Origin of the sequence: Rhodococcus sp. NPDC060084 (assembly GCF_042730335.1) — a bacterium.
In the GTDB taxonomy this organism is placed as follows: Bacteria; Actinomycetota; Actinomycetes; order Mycobacteriales; family Mycobacteriaceae; genus Rhodococcus.
This window is the reverse complement of sequence record NZ_JBHWWX010000014.1, coordinates 14,008-34,606: the sequence shown is the minus strand read 5'-3', so window position 1 is coordinate 34,606 and position 20,599 is coordinate 14,008. Positions and strand designations below refer to the sequence as shown.

Below are 20,599 nucleotides of genomic sequence, written 5' to 3'. Positions count from 1 at the left end.
CCTGAGCACATCTTTGCGGATCTGCTGCGACGTGTCGCCCCATCGATGAGCCGACGATACCCGTCGATCACCTATTGACGCACGCGTGGCCAATGGCTACTGTGACGGCAGTCACTGAATCTGAGCGACCTGCGGGCAATAGCGCGGTACTCATCGAAGGCAATAGAAATGTCGTGCCGGTACCCCTTTCCCTGGCCGCAATCCGGCGAGACCGTCGTCTCGGACCAGTTCGTCGGCAGTGTCGAATTTCTGCAGTTCCCCAGTTCACGGAGGATGAAGTGCCACCCACAACGTTGCCGAGGGAGTCGTCGGGGATGTTCGCCCACACCGAGCGGCCCAGCCTGTCCGCCGCGCGCGACAGCGTTGCCACACGGGATCGTCATGTATAGCGACTCCAGAATTCGGGCGATGGAGGATCGACTGGCGATCCTGGAGTTGGAAGGTCTCTACGCACGCTTCTTCGATGATCACGACGGGGCGGCGTGGGCGGCGCTCTTCACGCCGGACGGGGTTTATCGGTCTCGCGAGAGGAGATCAGACCTTTCGACCGGCACATCCGTCCGCGGCAGGGAATCCCTGCATGCGTTCTGTAACGACGCTCCGTACACCGGTATCCACCTGATGCACCTCCCACAGATCTCCATCGACGGGGATCGAGCCAGGAGCCGAGTTCACATGGAATGGTTCGGTTCGTTCGACACCCCGGGATCATCGTCGAAGCGGTTGGTGGGCTATTACGACGTCGAATACATGCGGGTTGGATCGACCCCGGTCTGGCAGATCTCCGACCGCGTGACCACTACGTTCATGGCCGAATCCCGGATAGTCCACGGCTACGTGTCCGGCAACGGCCTGGACGCGGCCGACACCCGTCGAATGTAAATCGGGAATACACTCCTCCGCTCGTTGCGGAGGCCTCGAGCAGCTGCGCGGTCCGCTCACAAGACCCGGCTGCAACGACTCGGAACCGAACTTCCCCGGTGCACACACCGGAGGACACAACCGAACAGGATCGATATGAACTCACCTGTGAGCGCGCCCTCACGCACCCTGGTGCGCAGGGCGTCGATGGCCGGCTTCTTCGGAACTGCCGTCGAAGCCTACGACTTCATGGTTTTCACCTTCCTCATCGCCTATCTGTCTCCTCTGTTCTTCCCCAGCGACAATCCTGCGGCCGGCATTCTGAGCTCGTTGGTGGTCCTCGGCACCGGATTCCTTGCGCGCCCGATCGGCGGTATCGTTTTCGGCCGGATCGGTGACCGATACGGTCGACGTTTCGCATTGATCGTCACCATATCCGGCATGGGTGGAGCCACAATCCTGATGGGACTGTTGCCGACGCACGCCACCGTCGGAATCCTGGCCCCGGTGCTGCTCGTTCTCACGCGGTTGATGCAGGGCTTCTTCGCCGGCGGCGAACAGATCGGTTCGGCCACATTCGTCACCGAGCACGCGTCTGCCAAGAACTACGGCATCCTGAGCGCGATGACCCCGGTGGGGTTCGCCTTCGGCGGCACCCTTGCCCCATTGGTCGTCGCCCTCACGACCTCGCTGTCCTCGGAGGAATGGATGGCCAACTGGGGCTGGCGCCTTCCCCTTCTCATGTCGCTCCCACTGATGCTGTACGTGCTGTTTCTGCGTGCCCGGCTCGAAGAATCACCCGAGTTCAAGGAACTCGCCGACAAGCACGAGGTGCAGTCCTCACCGCTACGTTCGGTCGTCAAGCGATACCCTGCGACCTTGCTGCGCGTGATCGCCCTGAGCACATCGGTTCTCGCGATCGGCTACGTGGTTCCCGCGTACATGCCGCTGTTCCTGCAGCAGGAGGTCGGTATGGCCCCGGGTACCACAGCTTGGGTGGCCACCGCCGGATCGACGTTTGCCATCGTCGTCGGATTCGCCTCCGGATTCATGATCGACAGAAGCGGCCGGAGGAACACCATGATCCTGGGGTTGGGCATCATCCTCGTGTCGATGTTCCCGATCATGTACCTGATCAAGGCGACCGGCGGCAATCTGTTCGTCACCGCGCTCGGCCACATGCTCCTCGTCGGCCTCGCGGGTGCCTCCGCTGTCCCTGTTTACGCGACACTCACCTCGGCCTTCCCAGCTGCGGTGCGCTACACCGGCGCTGCGATCGGATTCGGTCTCGGTTCGGCTATCGGCGGCGGGGCGGGGCCTTACCTCGCAGGCAAACTCACCGCGCTGACAGGGAACTCGTATGCTGCCTCCATCGTCGTCGGCGCCGCGGCCCTTCTGGGAATCGTGGTGATCGCCACCATGCCGAACAGCAACGGTAACGCCGCGCCCGAAGCAAGTCTCACGACAGGCGCCATCGCTTCCGCCGACTCGGATTCGACCGAAGACTCTTCCCTGTCTCCGAAGATGGCGTGACATGCATCGTTCGCGCCCACCCTCGATCGGAGGACACATGGCTCAGGACTGTTCACCGCCGGGCGATCGCGCCGAACTCGACCGGATCGTCGATTACCGCGGTCGGTTCGACCTCTCCCGACGCAGATACCTTGTGCTCGGTGGCGGGCAAGGAATGGGGCGGCAGGTCTCCCATGCACTCGCTCAAATTGGCGCCACAGTGATTGTCGTCGACCTCGACCGGGACCGTGCCGACCACGTATGCGCAGAGATCGGCCCAGCGGCCACGGCCGAGCAGGTCGATGCCACCGAAGACGCCGACATGGCCGCATTGGCCGAGCGCGCGGGGGAACTCGACGGCGTCGTCGACGTCATCGGTATGGCGAGATACGCGCCCCTGCTCGACATCACCGATGACGACTGGCGGTGGGAAGAGGGCATCGTCCTGCGCCATGCGGTGCTCGCGCTCAGACATTTCGGTGCTCGGTTGCGCGACCGCGGCGAAGGTTCCATAACGTTCGTCTCGTCGGTGTCCGGGCTCGGCAGCTCACCGGTGCACGCTGCCTACGGCGTCTACAAGGCTGCGCTCGGCTCCCTGGTCCGATCCGCGGCAATAGAGCTGGGACCTTCCGGTATTCGCGTCAATGCAGTGGCTCCCGGATTCGTCGTCACACCCAGGATCTCGGCGATCCTCGACTCCGCGGCGCTCGAGAACACCCGCTCACAGATACCACTTCAGCGGTTGACACTGCCGGCCGACGTCGCGAGTGCCCTGACCTTTCTGGTGAGCGACCTCGCCCGGACGATCACCGGCCAGGTGATGGTGGTCGACGGCGGAGCGACGAACAAGTACCCGTACGACATGTCGGGCTTCTGAGTCGGCCCGTGCCCGTTCGAGACTGCTGTGCGACTTTCGGTTGACGAGAAAGTAGCCAGTGGCTACTGTTCCCTCAGTCGCAGTGATCGCCGCCACTTCCAGCCGTTGCCAGTCGAGGTCGACCGGGCGCTCGCCCTATTGCACAAGGAGATGAATCATGTCCTACGCCGTCGATCCCGCGTACCGGCCGATGATGGGATTCCTCCCCGAACTCGACGTCTCCGACGCCGAAAAGGCGCGCGCAGTGATCCTTTCGATGAGGATGAAAGATCCGATGGCAGCCGTACCGGCAGGAATCGTGGTAGACCACCGGTCAATGCCGACAAGCGACGGATCCGAAATCGATCTCGTCGTGTTCCGCCCGGAAGACCCCGTCGGGCAACCACTTCCCTGCATCCTCTACTTCCACGGCGGAGGATTCATCTTCGGCGACGCTGCCACCGATGTCCGGGTTCCGTCGGCACTGGCCGCCGACCTCGACGCGATGGTGGTCTCCGTCAACTATCGACTCGCGCCGGAGCACCCCTTCCCGACACCGTTCGACGACGCCTTCGACGCTCTGAGCTGGATTGCAGGTGACAACGGCCTCGGGATCGACCCGACCCGGATCGTCCTCGCCGGGATCAGCGCGGGTGCCGGACTCGCGGCGGCGGTCGCGCTCAAGGCCCGCGACGTCGGCGGTCCCGCGGTGATCTTCCAAGCCCTGGACTCCCCCGTCCTCGACGACCGCCTGCTCACGACCTCAGCGACCGAGTACATCGATTCCCCGCTGTGGAACCGGGAGAACGGAATCGACAGCTGGCGTCACTATCTCGGGGACCCTGACCGGAGTGTGACGTCTGAATACGCCGCCCCCGCACGGGCGGGCGACCTCAGCGGGTTGCCCCCGGCCTACATTGCGGTCGCCTCCTTCGACCCGCTTCGGGACGAGGGAATCGACTACGCACAGCGGTTGACGCAGGCGGGCGTGCCCACCGAATTGCATCTCTACCCGGGGACCTTCCACGGATCATCGGGAGTGTTCCCACAGGCTGCGATCTCCCAGCGGATCGACGCCGACTACACCGCCGCCATCCGGCGCGCGTTGACCAGCTGAACCACGAGCATCCCGGAATCGGAGAGTCATGTCGCATCGCTTCGAAGGAAAGGTCGCGATCGTCACCGGTGGCGCACGCGGACAGGGCGAACAGATCGTTCGGGCGCTGGCGCGCGAAGGCGGCTCGGTGGTGATCGGCGACGTTCTCGACGACCTGGGACAGACCGTCGCCGACGACGTCGGAGACGCCGTCGTCTACACCCATCTCGACGTGACCGCCCCGGAAGACTGGGCAGGTGCCGTCGCCCTGGCGACCTCGACCTTCGGAGGCCTCGACGTCCTCGTCAACAACGCGGCGATCTACCGCAAGCAGTTGCTCGAGGACGAAACCGTCGTCGACCTCGACAAAGTCCTCGCCGTCAACCTGCACGGGCCGTTCCTCGGCATCCAGGCCGTCGCCCCCGCGATGCGCGCCCGGGGTGGTGGCTCGATCGTGAACGTCTCGTCGCTCGCCGGAACGACGTCCTATGCGGGCCACGGCTCGTACAGCATGTCGAAGTGGGCCCTGCGCGGACTGACGAGGACCGCAGCGATCGAGCTCGAAGCGTCGAAGATTCGGGTGAATGCCGTGCTGCCCGGCAACATTCGGACCGGCATGTCGCCGACCACCGCATCCAGCGATACCCCGACCGGCCTCAAGCGTCAGGCCGACCCGCAGGAGACCGCCAACGTCGTGGTCTTCCTCGCCTCGGACGACGCGTCCTTCGTCAACGGCACCGATGTCGTAGCGGACGGCGGCTCCCTGCTCGGGTAGCGGTCGCCATCCGCGATTCGGTTCCCCTTCTTTCTCATCCGGCCGCAGCGCGTGCCGCTGAGCCAGATTCGATCCTTGGAGGAAACATGTCCACCTCGACCCCGGAAGCCGGCCCTACCGCCGAACACTTCGACGTTGTCGTCATCGGCGCGGGATTCAGCGGAATGTACGCGCTGCATCGTCTCCGCCAGCAGGGCCGTCGAGTCGTCTGTGTGGAAGCGGGCGACGGTGTGGGCGGCACCTGGTACTGGAACCGCTACCCCGGTGCCCGCGTGGACATCGAGAGCATGCAGTACTCGTACTCCTTCGACGAAGAGCTTCAGCAAGAATGGTCGTGGTCGGAACACTTCTCTCCGCAACCGGACTTGGAGGCATACGCCAACCACGTCGCCGACCGCTTCGACCTGCGCGAGGACATACGGTTCGAAACTCGTGTCAACGAGCTGACATTCGACGACACCGTGGACAAATGGACCGTCGGCACCGCTTCCGGCGACCGCTTCGTGGCCACATACGTGATCGCGGCAACCGGCAGCCTCGACGTCTCCAACGTCCCCGACCGGCCCGGTCTGGATCGCTTCCGCGGCCAGGCCTACCACACATCACGATGGCCCAAGGAGGGCGCCGAACTCGCCGGCAAGCGCGTAGGGCTGATCGGCACCGGGTCGACCGGCATCCAGATCACGCCGGAAATCGCCGCGGTCGCCGAGCACCTCACGGCCTTCCAGCGGACCCCGAACTTCAGTCTCCCCGCGCGGAACCGGAGACTGGATCCGGACTACGAGCGGGAGTGGAAGGCCGACTACCCCGAGCGGCGCAAGCAGATCCTGGGCACACACGGCGCGGTGCTGATGAGCAATGCCGCCGAGCAGCGCTCGATCTTCGACTACACCGCGGAAGAACGCGAGGAGGTGATGGAGCGAGCGTGGAACGCCCGGAACGGCCTCGAGTTCATCCGCACGTTCACCGACACCTCCAGCGACCCGAAGGCGAACGAGATACTCGCCGAGTTCGTGCGCAACAAGATCCGGTCCATCGTCCACGACCCGGAGACCGCTGAACTCCTGTGCCCCAAGACATATCCGATCGGTGGCAAGCGGATCTGCATCGACTCCGGCTACTACGAGACGTTCAACCGGGACAACGTGACCCTGGTCGACATACGGACCCACCCCATCGAGGAGGTCACCGAGTCGGGCATTCGCACCACCGAGGCAGAGCATGACCTCGACGTGATCATCTTCGCCACCGGCTTCGACGCGATGACCGGTTCGATGCTGAGGATGGACCCGACCGGAGTCGACGGTGCACGACTCGCCGACCATTGGGCCGACGGACCGAGGACCGTCTTCGGCCTGATGACCGCCGGATTCCCCAACCTGTTCATGGTGCACGGCCCCGGTAGCCCGTCGGTTCTGGCACAGATGATCACCACAGGCGAATGGCAGGTCGACTGGATCCTGCGGACCATCGACCATCTCGACGAGAACGGAATCTCCCGATTCGGTGTCACCCCCGCCCAGGAAAGCGAATGGGCCGGTGAAGTGGACACCGCCGCCTCTCGCACGATGCATGCCCGTACCGACTCCTGGTACACGGGCGCGAACATCCCCGGCAAGCCGCGGGCGCTGCTGATGTACGTGGGCGGTTTCCAGCGGTACTCCGACCTGTGCACCCGCGCCGCGGAAGAAGGATACACGGGATTCGAGATGAAGCAACGCGCACTGACCCTGGGTCCGAACCACCAGACCCCACAGTGAAATTCACGAACGCGACGCAGCAGTCAACGGAGAGCGCAGGCGACCGAAAGTGAGCACCTTGCAGACCGTCGGTGTCGGGTACGAACTGACCGTGACCGAGGTCATCGAAGAGACCCCGGATGCGAAGTCGATCGTACTGCGCAAGCCGGAGAACTCTCGTGACCTGTTCGCGTACCGGCCCGGTCAATTCCTGACCGTCCGGATACCGAGCGACCGCACCGGGCATGTCGCCCGGTCGTATTCGCTGTCGAGCACACCCCACGTCGACGACCAGTTGAAGGTCACCGTCAAACGCACTGCGGACGGGTACGGATCGAATTGGTTGTGCGACAACGTGGAACCGAGGAACTCTCTCATCGTCCTGCCACCCTCGGGCCGCTTCACGCCGACGGACTTCACGAACGACTTCCTACTGTTCGCGGCGGGGAGCGGCATCACGCCGATCATCTCGATCCTGAAGACCGCCCTGCTCGGGTCCGACCGTTCGGTCATGCTGTTCTACGCCAATCGCGACCGCAACTCGGTGATATTCCACAGCGAACTCGACGAGTACGCCGCGAAGTTCCCCGACCGGCTGACGATCCGATACTGGTTCGACGACGTGCACGGCCTCCCTTCCCAGGAAGGGCTCGCGGCACTGGCGTCCGACCACTTGTCTCGAGAAGTATTTGTCTGCGGCCCTGTACCTTTCATGGACAGCGTGGCGGAAAGCATGCGGTCGGCCGGCGTACCGCCGGAGCGTCATCATCAGGAAGTGTTCGTCTCGATCTCGGGCGATCCCTTCGAAGCTCCCCGGCCGATCGTCGACGACAATCCTGCCTCGGCGGTCGAAACAGTCGTACATCTGGACGGCGAGTCACATCGTTTCGAGTGGGCGAGCAGCAACACGCTCGTCGATGTGTTGCTGGACCGTGGTGTCGACGTCCCGTTCTCCTGCCGATCGGGTGAGTGCGGTTCCTGTGCGTGCACAGTGATTTCGGGCAAGGTGGTGATGGAAAATTCGGACATCCTCGACCCGTCCGATGTCGCCGAAGGCTACGTCCTCGGGTGCCAAGCGCGACCCGTCTCGGGCCCCATCGAGATCGAGTTCTGATCCTCGCTCCCACAGATGTTGACGCTACTGCAGCCGACGGCTACGGTGATCCTCATCGCCGCCCGAAGCGAGTGAATACAACCCCTCTCCAACACTTTTCATTGACGCTTCCGCAGCCTGGATGAAGTCCGGGGCGGTCGCTCGCGCTCTGCGCGGCGGCCCGTGCACAGAGAGTCGCAGACCTTCCCAGAAAAGAGACAGCGATTGATTCGGTTGTTCGATACCCATCGGCTCGGTGAACTCGTCCTCGACAATCGCCTCGTGATGGCGCCCATGACACGGGCTCGGTGCGTCGACACCACCCCGACCGCGGACACGGCGGAGTACTACCGCCAGCGAGCGACCGCCGGATTGATCGTTACCGAGGGCACACCCATTTCTCCGGAAGCGCAAGGCTACGTGCATGTTCCGGGTATCTGGTCTCGAGCGCAGGTCGCCGGGTGGCGCATCGTCACGGATAACGTCCACAGCGTGGGTGGGCGTATCTTCGCGCAGCTCTGGCACGTCGGCCGGTTGTCACACACATCCATTCAACCCGGAGGGCAGCAGCCGGTCGGCGCCGGCGCCCACCCGGCCCCGGAGAGCAAGGTTTTCGCCTTCGCCGACGACGGGAACGTAGGCTTCGTCGACGTAAGCGATCCCCGACCGCTGAGCACTCGCGAAGTCGGCCGTGTCGTCGACGACTTCGCGAGGGCGGCAACCAATGCCCGAGTCGCCGGCTTCGACGGAGTCGAGTTGCACGGTGCCAACGGCTACCTGTTCGAGCAGTTCCTCAACCCCGCGACGAACACCCGCTCCGACCGGTACGGCGGCTCACTCACCGAGCGCGCCCGGGTCCTGCTGGAGACGGTCGACGCCGTGACCGACGCAGTCGGCTCCACCCGAGTCGGGATCCGGCTCTCGCCGTTCAGCGAGCTTTTCGACATGCCTCCATACTCCGAGGCGGCAGACACGTACCTGTACCTGGCCTCGGAACTGTCGCGCCGCGAGGTCGCCTACATCCACCTCGTCGACCAGCGCCCCGCAGGCCGTCGCCTTCTCGACACCGACTTCCTCACGACGTTTCGCGCCCGGTTCCGAGGAACCGTCATCCTCGCGGGCGGGATGACCCGGGAATACGCCGAGGACCTGATCGCGCAGGATCTGATCGACCTCGCCGCCTTCGGACAACCGTTCATCGCCAACCCCGACCTCGTCGCACGTCTGCAGAGCGGGTGGCCCCTGACGGCGCCGGACCCGAACACCTACTACGGCGGGGGCGCCGAGGGATACCTCGACTATCCGCGATTCACCCCGGCGCCGGCATGACTCGACAGACCGACCGCACACGCGCCGGCAACGCCAGAAGGGATCTCCATCGATGACCGAAACGCAGACCCCCACCCGTTGGCGTGGCCACGACCTGGGCGCCCGGGTGGTCGGTTACGACGAGCGCGACGCCATCCTGTACGCGCTGGCGGTCGGTGCCCACGCCACCGACCTCGATCTGGTCTTCGAGAATCGGCTCCGCGTCCTGCCCACCTTCGCCTTGACCCTGGCACAGTGGGCACCCGATGCGCTGGGCGCGCTCGGGGCGTTCGATACGAAGACCGCACTTCACGGTTCGCAGACCCTCGACGTGCTCTCTCCCCTGCCCCGCTCCGGCGAGATCACGCTGTCGGCGCGGGTCGGTGAGGTTTGGGACAAGGGGCGTGCTGCGGTCTTCGAGGTGGTGGTCGAAAGCGATTACTTCGTGGCCGTCTGGTCACTGTTCGCGCCGGGCGCGGGCGGATTCGGCGGCGACCGCGGCCCCTCGGCACCGTCCGCGCCCGAGGGGGACCCCACCGCGGTGGGCACGATGACAACCGACACCGATCAAGCCGCCCTCTACCGGCTCACCGGCGACCGGCATCACATCCACATCGATCCGGACGCCGCTGCGCGCATCGGTCAGCCGCGCCCGATCCTGCACGGGATGTGCACGCTCGCGGCGACCACCTTGCCTCTCGCAGACATGCTCGGCGCCCACCCGGCCGACCTGAAGACCCTGTCCGGCCGCTTTGCGGCACCCGTCTTCCCCGGCGACACCGCGCAGATACGTGCCTGGGGCGGCTCCACCGATGCACGCTTCGACGTCACCACCGACGGCGGTGCCGTCCTGACCGGCGGACACGCAACCTTCGCCTGATCACGAGCACAACCACTAGCACCCACGGTGTCGCCAGGCTGTGCAAGACCCTCGCCAACTCATCCGCTGACCACAAAGGGGCCTCGATGTCCGAACTATCCATCCCGACGTACGACCCGGCTACGACCGTCCGATCCCTCGAGGTCGAGATCGACGCGCCCGCGAGTGTCGTCTGGGAGGTCCTCACCGACCTCGACAGCTACCCGCACTGGAATCCGTTCTGCGTCGCGGCGAAATCGACACTGGAACTCGGTGCGGCCGTGGAGATGACGCTGGCCGACTACTCGGGGGCGACGGAAACGTTCCCGTACACCGAATACGTCTGTGCGGTCGTTCCCGAACGCCTGCTGTCGTGGGAACTGCGTCCCACCGAGGTCTCCGTTCAGGCCGCACGACGCGATCAGGTCATCGAACCGATCACCGACAACCGCTGCCGTTACTACTCCACCGACGCCTTCCTCGGCGAGGAAGCGCTTCAGATCATGGCCGACAGCGGTGAGTGGGTGAAGCGCGCGTTCGACGACACCGCTGTCGCGCTGAAGGAGCGCAGCGAGGCGCTCTTCACCGAGCGCCGTCCCGACCCTCGGTCCGCGTAACCCAAACACAGAGCACGCCACAGCACGACCACCCGAGAGGCCGACAGATGGCACACCGCATGCAGGACAAGATCGTCATCATCACCGGGGCCTCTTCCGGCCTCGGCCGAGCAACCGCCGAACTGATGGTCGCGGAAGGCGCTCGTGTGGTTATGGCGGACGTCAACAGAGAGGCGGGCGAGGCGGCAGCGAACGCAATCGGTGCCGACTTCGTCCGGACCGATGTCGCCGACCCTGCCGAGGTCGAGACTCTGGTCACCGAGACCGCCTCCCGGTACGGACGGCTCGACGTGATGTGCAACAACGCCGGCGTCCACGCCGCCGCCTCGCTTCTCGAGACGACGAACGAAGATTTCGAACGCTTGGTGGCCGTGAACTTCGGAGGGGTTTTCTACGGCACGCGAGCGGCAGGCCGCGTGATGGCGGAACAAGGATCCGGCGTCATCGTCAACACCGCCTCGAACGGCGGTTACCTGCCCACCGAAGGCATGGCCGTCTACTGTGGCACGAAGGCGGCAGTGGTCGCGATGTCCAAAGCATGCGCCCTCGAACTCGCACCCAAAGGCGTTCGAGTAAACACGATTTCACCAGGAACGATGCTGAGCGGCATGGTTCCGGACGTGGCGGGCGTCGTCGAGGTCCTCGACAGACTCCAACCCATCGGATACGCCGCGAATCCGTCCCAGATGGCCACGGGAATCGTGTACCTCGCCTCGGACGACGCCAACTATGTCACCGGGCACGATCTGATCGTGGACGGAGGGGCCACCGCAGGCCGAGTCACTGTCGGAATCTGACATAGCCCAGAAGAAATCTCCGAGAAGAACGCGAGTCGACGAGTCGGATCGAGAACAAGGTGGCATCGGTGACGGCCACCGCTGTCGCGGTCGATCGTGGCCGAAGGCGGTCGCGCCGTAAGTCGGCGCCCGGATTTCTCGTCCGGTGGAATGGGACAGGCGGTCGCCGAGACGGCCGGCACCTTCGCTTCCTCGGAATCCTGGTAGACAATGCGGGAATCGCCAATCCGGATCTGATCCAGGGGCACCGGTGCGGAACTCTTCCTATGGCATCGTCCGGTTCGAGGCCGCCAAGGAAGGGTCCCTCCAGGGTCCTTCAGCGCCACCCCCGTCGCTGCGAATGCACGAAGGACGCCGGGGCCGACTCCGCCCCCGAGTTCTTCGGCCGACTCTTCGGTCGCTGACCGACGTAAAGAAGATGGGGCGGCGGCCCTCGCCTCAACGATGCGGGGCCGCCTCACCCACACCCCGAACACACAACACCACCGATGACAGTCCGTGAACCTTCCGGGCGGTCCGGGGCCCGCGAGCTCTCGCCCGAGGCCCATCCCCTTCGCGCTGCTGACCTCGCGCTGCCGACCCCCACGCCCGCCGGGTACCCCCCGGGGCATCATAATTACCCCTGGGGGTATACCCTCGTACCGGCGCCCCCAGTCGATCACCCGAGGACGTCCGCGTCGACCCCCCTGCGAATTTCCCGGGGTGTAGTGCGCTCGGATAAATACCCCCACCCGTATTAGGAGCTCCACAAGATATGAGTAGCAAGCACGTTGCCGACGGCGATCGGTCGCCGGGGACGACGACGCAGAAGCCGGAAACCGCCCCACCGAAGGGGTCGGGCGGTGTGCTGGCACGCATGGGCGCCGTCATGGCCACGCACGCAAAATGGGTTTTCGGCGCGTGGCTGATCGCTCTGATCGCACTCGGGGCCGCCGCCCCCACCGTGTTCAGTTCACTTGCCGGGGCCGGCTGGCAGGCGAACGGTTCGGAATCCGTGCAGGTGCGCGAGCTCGCCGAAGAGCACTTCGGCGGAAACTCCTCCGCCGCGGTCCAGGTGGTCGTGCACTCGGACACCGAGCAGGTATCCGATCCCGCTGTCCAGCACGTCCTCGACGAGGCCACCGCGGTGTTCGCCGACGACCCCCGGTTCGGCGAGGTCATTCCACCCCGACCCGGGATGTCGATCAGCCCCGACGGGCACACCGGCATCCTGATCGCGGGCGCGAACGCGAGCACCGACGAGATGGTCAAGGCCGTCGACGAATTGAAAGCCGAACTCACCGCCCTGTCCGGGGACGGCATCGAGGTCTACCCGACCGGGGCGTCCGCGCTCTGGAGTGACTTCAACGAGGCCAACCACGACGCGATGATCAAGGCGGAGCTGTTCTCCTGGCCCGTGACGCTCGCGATCATGGTGCTCGCGTTCGGTTCCCTCGTCGCCGCCGGACTGCCGCTACTGCTGACCCTGGCCGGGCTCGTCGCCTCGGCGGGTGGACTGGTCCTGCTCAACACGGTCACTCCGATCTCGGTGTGGGCCATGAACTTCGCGATGATGTTCGCCCTCGCGCTCGGCATCGATTACGCCCTGTTCATCGTCGCGCGGTTCCGGGATGCACTGAGCAAGAGCGGAGACCCGCGCGCAGCGGTGGCCGAGACGATGGACACCGCAGGCAAGGCTGTCGTGTTGTCGGGCCTGACGGTACTGGTGAGCCTGTCCGCAGTGCTCCTCGTACCGGCTCCCGCGGTCCGGACGATGGCCGTAGGGATCATGCTTGCGGTGACGTTCGTCCTTGCCGCGACCCTGACGCTGCTCCCTGCGGTGTTGGGAAAGATCGGTGCGAAGGTCAATGCCGGATCGCTCCCGTACGCCAAGCGCCAGCAGCACCGGTCTCCGAAATTCGAGGCATGGGGCAACCTGCTGCACACGCATCCGTGGCCGTTCGCGATCGGGTCGCTTCTTGTGCTGATCGCACTCTCGATTCCGGTACTGGGACTGAAGGTTGCGATGCCCTCGATCCAGGTCGTTCCCACCGACGCGCCCGTCCGCCAGGGCTACGAACTCGTCCAGGCCCAGATGGGCGACGGCGCACCGGGAATGCTCCAGATCATCAGCCCGGCGGCCGACGCCGACTCGGCAGCGGCCACGGCGCGGGCGACCGAAGGCGTCACGATGGTCACCCCACCGATGCCGGCGTTGGACGGTTCCGACTACGTGATGCTGCAGGCCGTCCCGAACGTCGACCCGTCGGACGACGCAATGGGCTCGATCGTGGATCGATTGCGTTCCGACCTGCCGTCGCAGGCCCTGGTCGGCGGCGCGCCCGCGGAGAACCTCGACTTGCAACAGGCGCTCAACGATTACCTCCCCGTGATCGTCGGGGTCATCCTCGCCCTCGGATTCCTGTTGCTGCTGGTCGCACTCCAGGCCCCGCTGATCGCCATCCTGGGCACGATGGTCAGCCTGCTCTCGACCGCGGCCGCGTTCGGCGTTGCCAAGTTGATCTTCCAGGACGGACACGGATCCGGACTCCTCGGCTTCACCACGCAAGGCTTCCTCGACGGCTGGGGGCCCGTGTTCTTCTTCGCGATGATCTTCGCCATCGCGATGGACTACACGGTGTTCCTGCTCTCGACCGCCAAGGAGCACTACGAAGAGTCGGGTGACCCGAAGGTCGCCCAGGTCATGGGACTGGCGCATTCTGGCAGGGTCATCGCTGCCGCGGCGGCGGTCATGGTGGCGGTGTTCTTCACGTTCGCCTTCGCCGAACCGCTGCCGCCGAAGGAGATGGGCATCATCCTCGGCGTCGCCGTCCTGCTCGACGCGGTCCTCATCCGCCTCGTGCTGCTCCCGGTGCTGCTGCGCCTGACCGGCCACGCAGCCTGGTGGTCGCCGGCCTGGCTGCGCCGGATCCTGCCTTCCATCAGTTTCTCGCACAGCTGACCCGAGGTATGGGTGGCGGGACCCTGCCACCCATACCCCGTGGGGTATACCGAGTACAATCGAAAGGGTTGCCATGACAGGAAACGACGAGAACACGAAATGGAACTTCCGGTGAAAACGCTTCCACATCACGACGGTTGGACCGTAGAACGCGTCGTTCCGCTCATGGCCGGCGTCATGGTGCTGCTGAGCGTGGCACTGACACTTGCCCTCTCCCCCTGGTGGCTGATTCTCACCGGATTCGTGGGCGTCAACCTTGTCTTCTACTCCGCCGCCGGGTGGTGCCCCGCCAGCCTGATCATGGAGAAGGCCGGACTGGAGCGGGCGAGCTGCCGCCTCTCGCCGACCGCCACCGGAACCCGCTGATACCGCCCTTCGGGGCGAACGCAGACCGATCATGAATCTCGCACTGTCCACCACACTGCAGACCACGTTCGCGGACGCGGTCGAGAAGACCCGAACCGCGTTGCAGGAACAAGGGTTCGGAGTGCTCACCGAAATCGATATGCAGGCCACCCTGAGGGCCGGGCGACCGCGTCACATCAGCCGACGATCCCCGCGTCGCGCAGTCCCCTGATCTGTTCGTCCGTCAGCCCGAGTCCGGCGAGAACCGTGTCGGTGTGCTGGCCGAGTGCGGGGACCGGGCGCATCGGCAGCTCGACATCCCGGAAGTTCATCGGCGGCAGGAGCCCTCGCACCATGCCCGCCTCGGTTTCCACCTCACGCCATCGATCCCGGGCGGTGACCTGCGGGTGCTCGATGAGTCCGCGGAGGTCCCGCAGCTGGGCCGCGGGAATGCCGGCCGCCGCGAGCTTCTCGTCCAGGTCGGCGCTCGCGAAACAGCTCGTCGCGTCGCCGACCAGCTTGTCGACCTCGTGGCGGCGGCGTACACGTTCGACGTTCGTGGAATACCGCGGATCGTGTGCCAGTTCGGGCATTCCCAGCACCTCGGTCACCAACGTCCGCCACCCGCGGTCGTTCTGCACACCGATGAGGATCTCGCCGTCCGACGTGGGGTACTTGTCGTAAGGGGCGATCGACGTGTGCGCCAGACCCATGCGGGGAACCTGCCGGTCCTGGTACATCTGCAGGTACATCGGGTAGCCCAGCCACTCCGCCGTCGCATCGAACATCGACACGTCGATCGTCGCGCCGACCCCGGTGCGATGCCTGCGCAGCAGAGCCGCCTGGATCGCGGTCAACGCGTACATTCCGGCGGCGATGTCCGAGGTCGGGATTCCCGTCTTCACAGCCGTCTCGGGCGTCCCCGTGATCGAGCACAGGCCGGTCTCCGATTGGACCAGCAGGTCATAGGCCTTGCGGTCGCGCATCGGCCCCTCGGCGCCGTACCCGGACATGTTCACCACGACCAGTTCCGGGTGGCCGGCCCGGAGCATGTCGGCGCCGAGTCCGAGACGTTCGGCGGCGCCGGGCGCGAGATTCTGGAGGAACACGTCCGCACCGGCGATCAGTGACGTGACGGCGTCGATACCGGCCGGGGACTTCAGATCCACCGCGAACGACTCCTTGCCGCGGTTGAGCCAGACGAAATGCGCGGCGAGGCCTAGCACCGCACTGTCGTAGTCGCGCGCGAAATCGCCGTCGCCCACCCGTTCGACCTTCACCACCCGGGCGCCCAGATCCGCCAGGTGCCGGGTAGCGAGAGGTGCCGCGACGGCCTGCTCGAGGCTCACCACCGTCAGCCCTTCGAGCGGCAGTTCGGCCGCTGCCCCCGTGTGTGACGGGTCCGGTCGATTCTTCGTCACGGGGACGTCCTTTCGTGGGGCCACGCGTCAGCCGGTGGGACCGTCGGTGACGAGCGGCCAGAGTTCGTCCGAGCCGACCGCAGTGCACAGGATCTCCGCGTCCCAGGACGCCACCGTTCCGAACTCACTGCGCCAGGAGAGGATTCGGTTTGCGTGGCGGTGCAGTTCGTGCTCCATCGTGAAGCCGATCGCGCCCAGAGCCTGATGCGCGTTCTGCACGATCACCGCTGCCGCGTGTCCGCTGCACGACGCCGCGGCAGCAATGGCGAACCGGGTCCGGGCGCTGTCGAATCCGTGGTCGACCACAGCGTCGACAGCGGCATCGGTGGCGGCACGGGCGAGCGCTGATTCCGCGGCGAGGTCGGCGACCAGCGCCTGGACCGCCTGGAACTTTCCGATGGCGCGGCCGAATTGCACGCGCGCGCTGGTGTGCTCGACGACGAGTTCGAGGATTCTGTCCATCGCACCGACCGACGCGAGGACCCGGATGAGTGCGCCTCGATACCGGAACTCCTCGACGAGTGTCCGGGGTACCTCGATACCGGACAACTCGGAGGTCTCCACCTGGATGTGGTCGCGTGGTTCGCTCGCCAGGTTCACCGATTCGGTCAGTTCGAGGTCAGCGCGGGCAACCTCCGCGACCCGCCAGGACGCGTCGGCGTCCGGCCACAGTACGACGACCGTGTCGGCGAACCGTGCCCACGGCACGTGCCGGGCGCTCCCGTTCTCGTCGAGTACGGCTGCCGTGCGGACCGCCGGACCGACACCGAGACCGGCCTGTTCGAGCAACCACCCTGCGAGCAAGTCGTTCTCTCCCACCGGTACCGCGGCCGCGGAAGCACCCGCGGCACCGAGAAGCAGCGCCGCCTCGGCCCAGCCCGCGCCGCTGCCACCGTCGGTTTCGCTCCCGGTCAATCGGTCGAGACCGAGTTCGCCGAGGGTCTGCCACAGCGGGCGGTCGAATTCGACGACCTCTCCGATGCGGTGGTCGTCCCCGGCGGTGAACACCTCGGAGAGCATCTGCGCGAAATCGCGCAATTCGGGGGACTCCGTCATCGCATTCCCAATCCTCGTGCGATGACCCCGCGCAGGATCTCGCTGGTTCCGCCGCGCAGCGTGAAGCCCGGCCGTTGCATGACGCCGGCCCGGACGAGCCGGCGGAGCTGGTCGTCGGATGCGGTGTAGCCCGCGATCTCGTCGGCGAGGTCGGCGAGATCTCCCTCCGTCTTGGTACCCAGCACCTTGACCACCGACGCCGCGAGTTCCGCATTCTCACCACGCTCGAGTGATTCCGACACCGCGGTGGACATGTGGTGCAGGCCCACCATGCGCGCGATCGTGGCACCGATCCTGGTGTCGGGCTCGAGAACACAGTCGGCAACGGACCGTACGAGACCGTCCAGCACACCGAAGGTGGACAGGAACCGTTCCGGCCCGCTCCGTTCGTACCCGAGTTCGCTCGTCACCTGTTCCCAGCCTGCGCCGACCGTCCCGAGCACGAGATCGTCGGGGACGAAGACGTCGTCGAGGAGCACCTCGTTGAAGTGGTGGTCGCCGGACATCGACATGATCGGCCGGATCGTCACGCCGGGGGAGTCGAGCAGGACGATGAACTGGCTCAGACCGTCGTGGCGGTGGGCAGGGTCGAGCGGGGCGGAGCGCGCCAGCGCGAAGAACGCATCGGCGTGGTGGGCGCCCGAGGTCCACAGTTTGGTTCCGCTGAGCTTCCAGCCGCCGTCGACCTGCGTCGCTTTCGTCTTGACACCGGCGAGGTCGGAACCCGAGTCGGGCTCGGACATGCCGATGGCCCAGCAGATCTCACCCGCTGCGATCCCGGGGAGAAACCGCTGCTTCTGTTCCTCCGTGCCGTATTTCAGCAACGACGGCGCCGCCTGGCGGTCGGCCACCCAGTGCGCCGCCACCGGAGCACCGACCGCAAGAAGTTCCTCCGTGACGACGAACCGCTCCATGAACGTCCGGCCGTGGCCCCCGTACTCGACCGGAATGGTCATGCCGACCCATCCCTGCGCGGCAAGGCTGCGGGAGAACTCGGTGTTCCACCGCGTCAGCCACGTGTCGACACCGGGCGTGAACGTCCCCGCGTCGACCTGTTCCTTCAGGAACGCCCGGACGCGTGCGCGCAGTTCGGACAGTGCGGCATCCTCGGGTCCGGATTTCGGCACCAATCGTGTGCTCATCGTCCATCTCTTCCATTGCTCGCCGGCACCGGAACACCGCCCGGGCACAGCAGATTCAAGGACAGTTCCGCGTATCGTTCCGCGATCACCTGCGGTGTATCCGGACCTGTGGGGTCGTACCAGTTCGCGATCGCGGACGTCATCGCCAGGATCGACCGGCGGCAGTCGTCGGGGTAGCGGGTCGTGAACACACCCTCCTCGATTCCGGCGTCGATGATGTCCCGGATCCGGCGTCGCCCGGCCCGTCGTCGTTCCTCGTACAGTCGCGCGCCTTCCGGTTCGAGGTTACGCACCTCGGTGGCGATCATCCGGGCATGATCGGGAAACTGCGTACGGAACGCGACGTTACCCCGCACGAAAGCGCGCAGTTGCTCTGTCGCATCGTCACCGGACTCGGCGAGTTCGGCATCGCACACGGCGTCGTACGTGTCCACACCGTCCATCAGCGTGGCGAGAAGCAACTCCTGTTTGTTCTTGTAGTGGTAGTACAGCGCCGACAGGCTGACACCGGCCTCGTGCGCGATCGTGCGAATCGACGACGAGCCGTACCCGTTCCGAACGAACTCCCTCCGGCCGGCTTCGATGAATATCCGTTGCTTCGCCGACGGTGCTCTCACGACGGGACCCCGGAGTCGCCGTACCTCGCGATGAGGTCGCGGAGTTCACCTTTGACCATCTTTCCGGTCGGTGTGCGCGGAAGCCCGCCCACGACGCGAACCTGCCTCGGGCACTTGAAGCGAGACAATCGTTCCCGGCAGAACTCGAGGATCTCGCGCTCCGGATCGTCACTGTCCACCACGTCCGAAAGCTGCACGAACGCCTCGACGCGCTCGCCGAGATCGGCATCGGGCACGCCTACGACCGCGACGTCGTGAACGAGGGGGTGCAGCGCCAGAACGCTCTCGACTTCCTGCGGATAGATATTGACGCCGCCCGAGATGATCGTGAAGTTCTCCCGACCGGTGAGGAACAGGACATCGTCGTCGTCCAGGTATCCGAGATCACCTGTTGTAAACCAGGATTCCCGGAACGGGTGTCGGGCGGACGCGGTCTTGACCGGGTCTTTGTGGTATTCGAAGGAGAAGTCCCGGCGCTCGAAGTACACCGTCCCGATCTCTCCTGCCGGGAGCACCCGACCGGCTTCGTCGCAGATCCGGGCGAGGCCCAGAGTGCCCGGTCCCCCGGTCCGGCCGACACATCCGGGTTTACGGAGCCACTCCTGCGGGGTGACCACCGTACTGCCGATCGCCTCGGTCGCGGAATAGTACTCGTACACGATCTCACCCCACCACCGCATGAGTTCCTGTTTGACCTCGACCGGGCACGGCGCCGCGGAGTGGAGCGCATACCGCATCGACGACAGGTCGTACCGGTCACGCACCTCGCGTGGGAGTTTCAGCAACCGCACGAAATGAGTGGGAACCCATTGACTGTGGGTGACTCGATAGCGCTCGATGCAGTCGAGTGCGAGTTCCGGTTCGAACCGTTCCATGAGCACTACGGTCCCCCCGAGCGCCTGGGTCGACACGCTGTAGCGCAAGGGTGCCGAGTGGTAGATCGGCGCAGGCGAGAGGTACACCGAGTCTTCGCCGAAGCCGAAGCCGCGCACCGTCTTCAGGAGCGGCGGACCGGGCTCGTCCTCGATCCGGGCGCCGGTGAGCGGAGGCTTGATTCCCTTCGGCCTCCCGGTGGTACCCGAGGAATACAGCATGTCGCTGCCACGCGGCTGATCCGCCGGTGGTTCGGTGGGCAATCCCGCAATTTCGTCCTCGTACACGAGGTGCCCCGTGATCGGACCGGAGAAGGCGAGCCGGTGCGCCACTTTGGGCGTGAGCGCGACGATCTCTTCGGCGAGTGGTGCGAGTGGCGCCGAGACCGCCAGTACCGTTGCGTCACAGTCGTCGACGATGTACCCGGCCTCCGCGGCGGACAGATGCGAGTTGACGAACGTGATGTATGCCCCGGATCGCAATGCTCCCCAGTACAGTTCGAATACCGAGGCGTCGTTGACCGACAACACGGCGATATGATCGCCGGCTCCGACACCGTGGGCGCGGAGCCAATGCGCGAACCGGACCGATGAGTCCTCGAGCTGACGGTAGGTGATCGTCCGGCCCGTCGCGACCTCGTGCACGGCGGGCCGATCCGGTTCCGCGGCTGCGTATCGGCCCGGATACATCC

At 65.6% G+C, this 20,599-nt stretch carries 18 protein-coding genes and 1 pseudogene; 14 read left to right on the top strand and 5 right to left on the bottom strand.

Annotation, left to right across the window (positions count from 1 at the left end):
* The first annotated feature begins 168 nt into the window (after window positions 1-168).
* The 14 genes and pseudogenes from ACFWBU_RS10350 to ACFWBU_RS10285 form a co-directional block, all read left to right on the top strand.
* A complete protein-coding gene (locus ACFWBU_RS10350) occupies window positions 169-882 on the top strand; it encodes a nuclear transport factor 2 family protein (protein ID WP_378528188.1) in 714 nt (237 codons plus the stop codon).
* Between the two features lie 135 nt (window positions 883-1,017).
* On the top strand, window positions 1,018-2,394 hold the full coding sequence (locus ACFWBU_RS10345) for an MFS transporter (RefSeq protein ID WP_378528187.1): 1,377 nt from the start codon (window positions 1,018-1,020) through the stop codon (window positions 2,392-2,394).
* A gap of 37 nt (window positions 2,395-2,431) precedes the next feature.
* On the top strand, window positions 2,432-3,250 hold the full coding sequence (locus ACFWBU_RS10340) for an SDR family NAD(P)-dependent oxidoreductase (protein ID WP_169622082.1): 819 nt from the start codon (window positions 2,432-2,434) through the stop codon (window positions 3,248-3,250).
* Window positions 3,251-3,407: 157 nt separating this feature from the next.
* Window positions 3,408-4,346 (top strand): alpha/beta hydrolase, encoded by a 939-nt coding sequence (locus ACFWBU_RS10335; protein WP_378528186.1) that lies wholly within the window; start codon window positions 3,408-3,410, stop codon window positions 4,344-4,346.
* 28 nt (window positions 4,347-4,374) lie between these two features.
* Complete coding sequence (locus ACFWBU_RS10330) at window positions 4,375-5,100, top strand: SDR family NAD(P)-dependent oxidoreductase (protein ID WP_169622080.1); 726 nt, start codon at window positions 4,375-4,377, stop codon at window positions 5,098-5,100.
* An 86-nt stretch (window positions 5,101-5,186) separates the two neighbouring features.
* Entirely contained in the window at window positions 5,187-6,860 is a 1,674-nt protein-coding gene (locus tag ACFWBU_RS10325; protein WP_378528185.1) for a flavin-containing monooxygenase, read from the top strand.
* Between the two features lie 49 nt (window positions 6,861-6,909).
* The gene (locus ACFWBU_RS10320) at window positions 6,910-7,953 is read left to right on the top strand and encodes a 2Fe-2S iron-sulfur cluster-binding protein (RefSeq protein WP_378528184.1); all 1,044 of its coding nucleotides are present in this window, start codon (window positions 6,910-6,912) and stop codon (window positions 7,951-7,953) included.
* Between the two features lie 204 nt (window positions 7,954-8,157).
* Complete coding sequence (locus ACFWBU_RS10315) at window positions 8,158-9,261, top strand: alkene reductase (RefSeq protein ID WP_240952509.1); 1,104 nt, start codon at window positions 8,158-8,160, stop codon at window positions 9,259-9,261.
* A 52-nt stretch (window positions 9,262-9,313) separates the two neighbouring features.
* A complete protein-coding gene (locus ACFWBU_RS10310) occupies window positions 9,314-10,120 on the top strand; it encodes a MaoC/PaaZ C-terminal domain-containing protein (RefSeq protein WP_378528183.1) in 807 nt (268 codons plus the stop codon).
* Between the two features lie 86 nt (window positions 10,121-10,206).
* On the top strand, window positions 10,207-10,716 hold the full coding sequence (locus tag ACFWBU_RS10305; protein ID WP_169622076.1) for an SRPBCC domain-containing protein: 510 nt from the start codon (window positions 10,207-10,209) through the stop codon (window positions 10,714-10,716).
* A 47-nt stretch (window positions 10,717-10,763) separates the two neighbouring features.
* On the top strand, window positions 10,764-11,513 hold the full coding sequence (locus ACFWBU_RS10300) for a glucose 1-dehydrogenase (RefSeq protein ID WP_240952505.1): 750 nt from the start codon (window positions 10,764-10,766) through the stop codon (window positions 11,511-11,513).
* A gap of 754 nt (window positions 11,514-12,267) precedes the next feature.
* On the top strand, window positions 12,268-14,454 hold the full coding sequence (locus tag ACFWBU_RS10295) for an MMPL family transporter (RefSeq protein ID WP_378528182.1): 2,187 nt from the start codon (window positions 12,268-12,270) through the stop codon (window positions 14,452-14,454).
* Between the two features lie 111 nt (window positions 14,455-14,565).
* Window positions 14,566-14,820, top strand: coding sequence for a DUF2892 domain-containing protein (locus ACFWBU_RS10290; RefSeq protein WP_346765185.1), 255 nt, complete (start codon window positions 14,566-14,568; stop codon window positions 14,818-14,820).
* A 31-nt stretch (window positions 14,821-14,851) separates the two neighbouring features.
* Window positions 14,852-14,980 (top strand): annotated as a pseudogene (locus ACFWBU_RS10285) (ABC transporter); the annotation flags it as partial.
* 16 nt (window positions 14,981-14,996) lie between these two features.
* Here ACFWBU_RS10285 and ACFWBU_RS10280 read toward each other — a convergent pair.
* From ACFWBU_RS10280 to ACFWBU_RS10260, 5 genes are read right to left on the bottom strand one after another with little or no spacing between them, the layout of a single operon-like run.
* The gene (locus ACFWBU_RS10280; RefSeq protein WP_378528181.1) at window positions 14,997-16,220 is read right to left on the bottom strand and encodes a CaiB/BaiF CoA transferase family protein; all 1,224 of its coding nucleotides are present in this window, start codon (window positions 16,218-16,220) and stop codon (window positions 14,997-14,999) included.
* Between the two features lie 27 nt (window positions 16,221-16,247).
* Complete coding sequence (locus ACFWBU_RS10275) at window positions 16,248-17,276, bottom strand: acyl-CoA dehydrogenase family protein (RefSeq protein WP_378528180.1); 1,029 nt, start codon at window positions 17,274-17,276, stop codon at window positions 16,248-16,250.
* Window positions 17,273-18,418 carry an acyl-CoA dehydrogenase family protein gene (locus ACFWBU_RS10270; protein ID WP_378528179.1) on the bottom strand — a complete coding sequence of 382 codons (1,146 nt, stop codon included), beginning with the start codon at window positions 18,416-18,418 and terminating at the stop codon, window positions 17,273-17,275. Before ACFWBU_RS10270 ends, ACFWBU_RS10275 begins: the two co-directional genes overlap by 4 nt.
* Complete coding sequence (locus ACFWBU_RS10265) at window positions 18,415-19,035, bottom strand: TetR/AcrR family transcriptional regulator (RefSeq protein ID WP_169651520.1); 621 nt, start codon at window positions 19,033-19,035, stop codon at window positions 18,415-18,417. Before ACFWBU_RS10265 ends, ACFWBU_RS10270 begins: the two co-directional genes overlap by 4 nt.
* Entirely contained in the window at window positions 19,032-20,597 is a 1,566-nt protein-coding gene (locus ACFWBU_RS10260; RefSeq protein WP_169622069.1) for an AMP-binding protein, read from the bottom strand. The genes ACFWBU_RS10265 and ACFWBU_RS10260 overlap by 4 nt, the downstream gene beginning before the upstream one ends.
* Window positions 20,598-20,599: the final 2 nt, after the last annotated feature.

Coding starts and splice junctions, on each gene's coding strand:
- ACFWBU_RS10350 (WP_378528188.1), top strand. CDS start 169: ATGTCGTGCCGGTACCCCTTTCCCTGGCCGCAATCCGGCGAGACCGTC.
- ACFWBU_RS10305 (WP_169622076.1), top strand. CDS start 10,207: ATGTCCGAACTATCCATCCCGACGTACGACCCGGCTACGACCGTCCGA.
- ACFWBU_RS10335 (WP_378528186.1), top strand. CDS start 3,408: ATGTCCTACGCCGTCGATCCCGCGTACCGGCCGATGATGGGATTCCTC.
- ACFWBU_RS10325 (WP_378528185.1), top strand. CDS start 5,187: ATGTCCACCTCGACCCCGGAAGCCGGCCCTACCGCCGAACACTTCGAC.
- ACFWBU_RS10275 (WP_378528180.1), bottom strand. CDS start 17,276: ATGACGGAGTCCCCCGAATTGCGCGATTTCGCGCAGATGCTCTCCGAG.
- ACFWBU_RS10300 (WP_240952505.1), top strand. CDS start 10,764: ATGGCACACCGCATGCAGGACAAGATCGTCATCATCACCGGGGCCTCT.
- ACFWBU_RS10345 (WP_378528187.1), top strand. CDS start 1,018: ATGAACTCACCTGTGAGCGCGCCCTCACGCACCCTGGTGCGCAGGGCG.
- ACFWBU_RS10260 (WP_169622069.1), bottom strand. CDS start 20,597: ATGTATCCGGGCCGATACGCAGCCGCGGAACCGGATCGGCCCGCCGTG.
- ACFWBU_RS10295 (WP_378528182.1), top strand. CDS start 12,268: ATGAGTAGCAAGCACGTTGCCGACGGCGATCGGTCGCCGGGGACGACG.
- ACFWBU_RS10310 (WP_378528183.1), top strand. CDS start 9,314: ATGACCGAAACGCAGACCCCCACCCGTTGGCGTGGCCACGACCTGGGC.
- ACFWBU_RS10270 (WP_378528179.1), bottom strand. CDS start 18,418: ATGAGCACACGATTGGTGCCGAAATCCGGACCCGAGGATGCCGCACTG.
- ACFWBU_RS10340 (WP_169622082.1), top strand. CDS start 2,432: ATGGCTCAGGACTGTTCACCGCCGGGCGATCGCGCCGAACTCGACCGG.
- ACFWBU_RS10330 (WP_169622080.1), top strand. CDS start 4,375: ATGTCGCATCGCTTCGAAGGAAAGGTCGCGATCGTCACCGGTGGCGCA.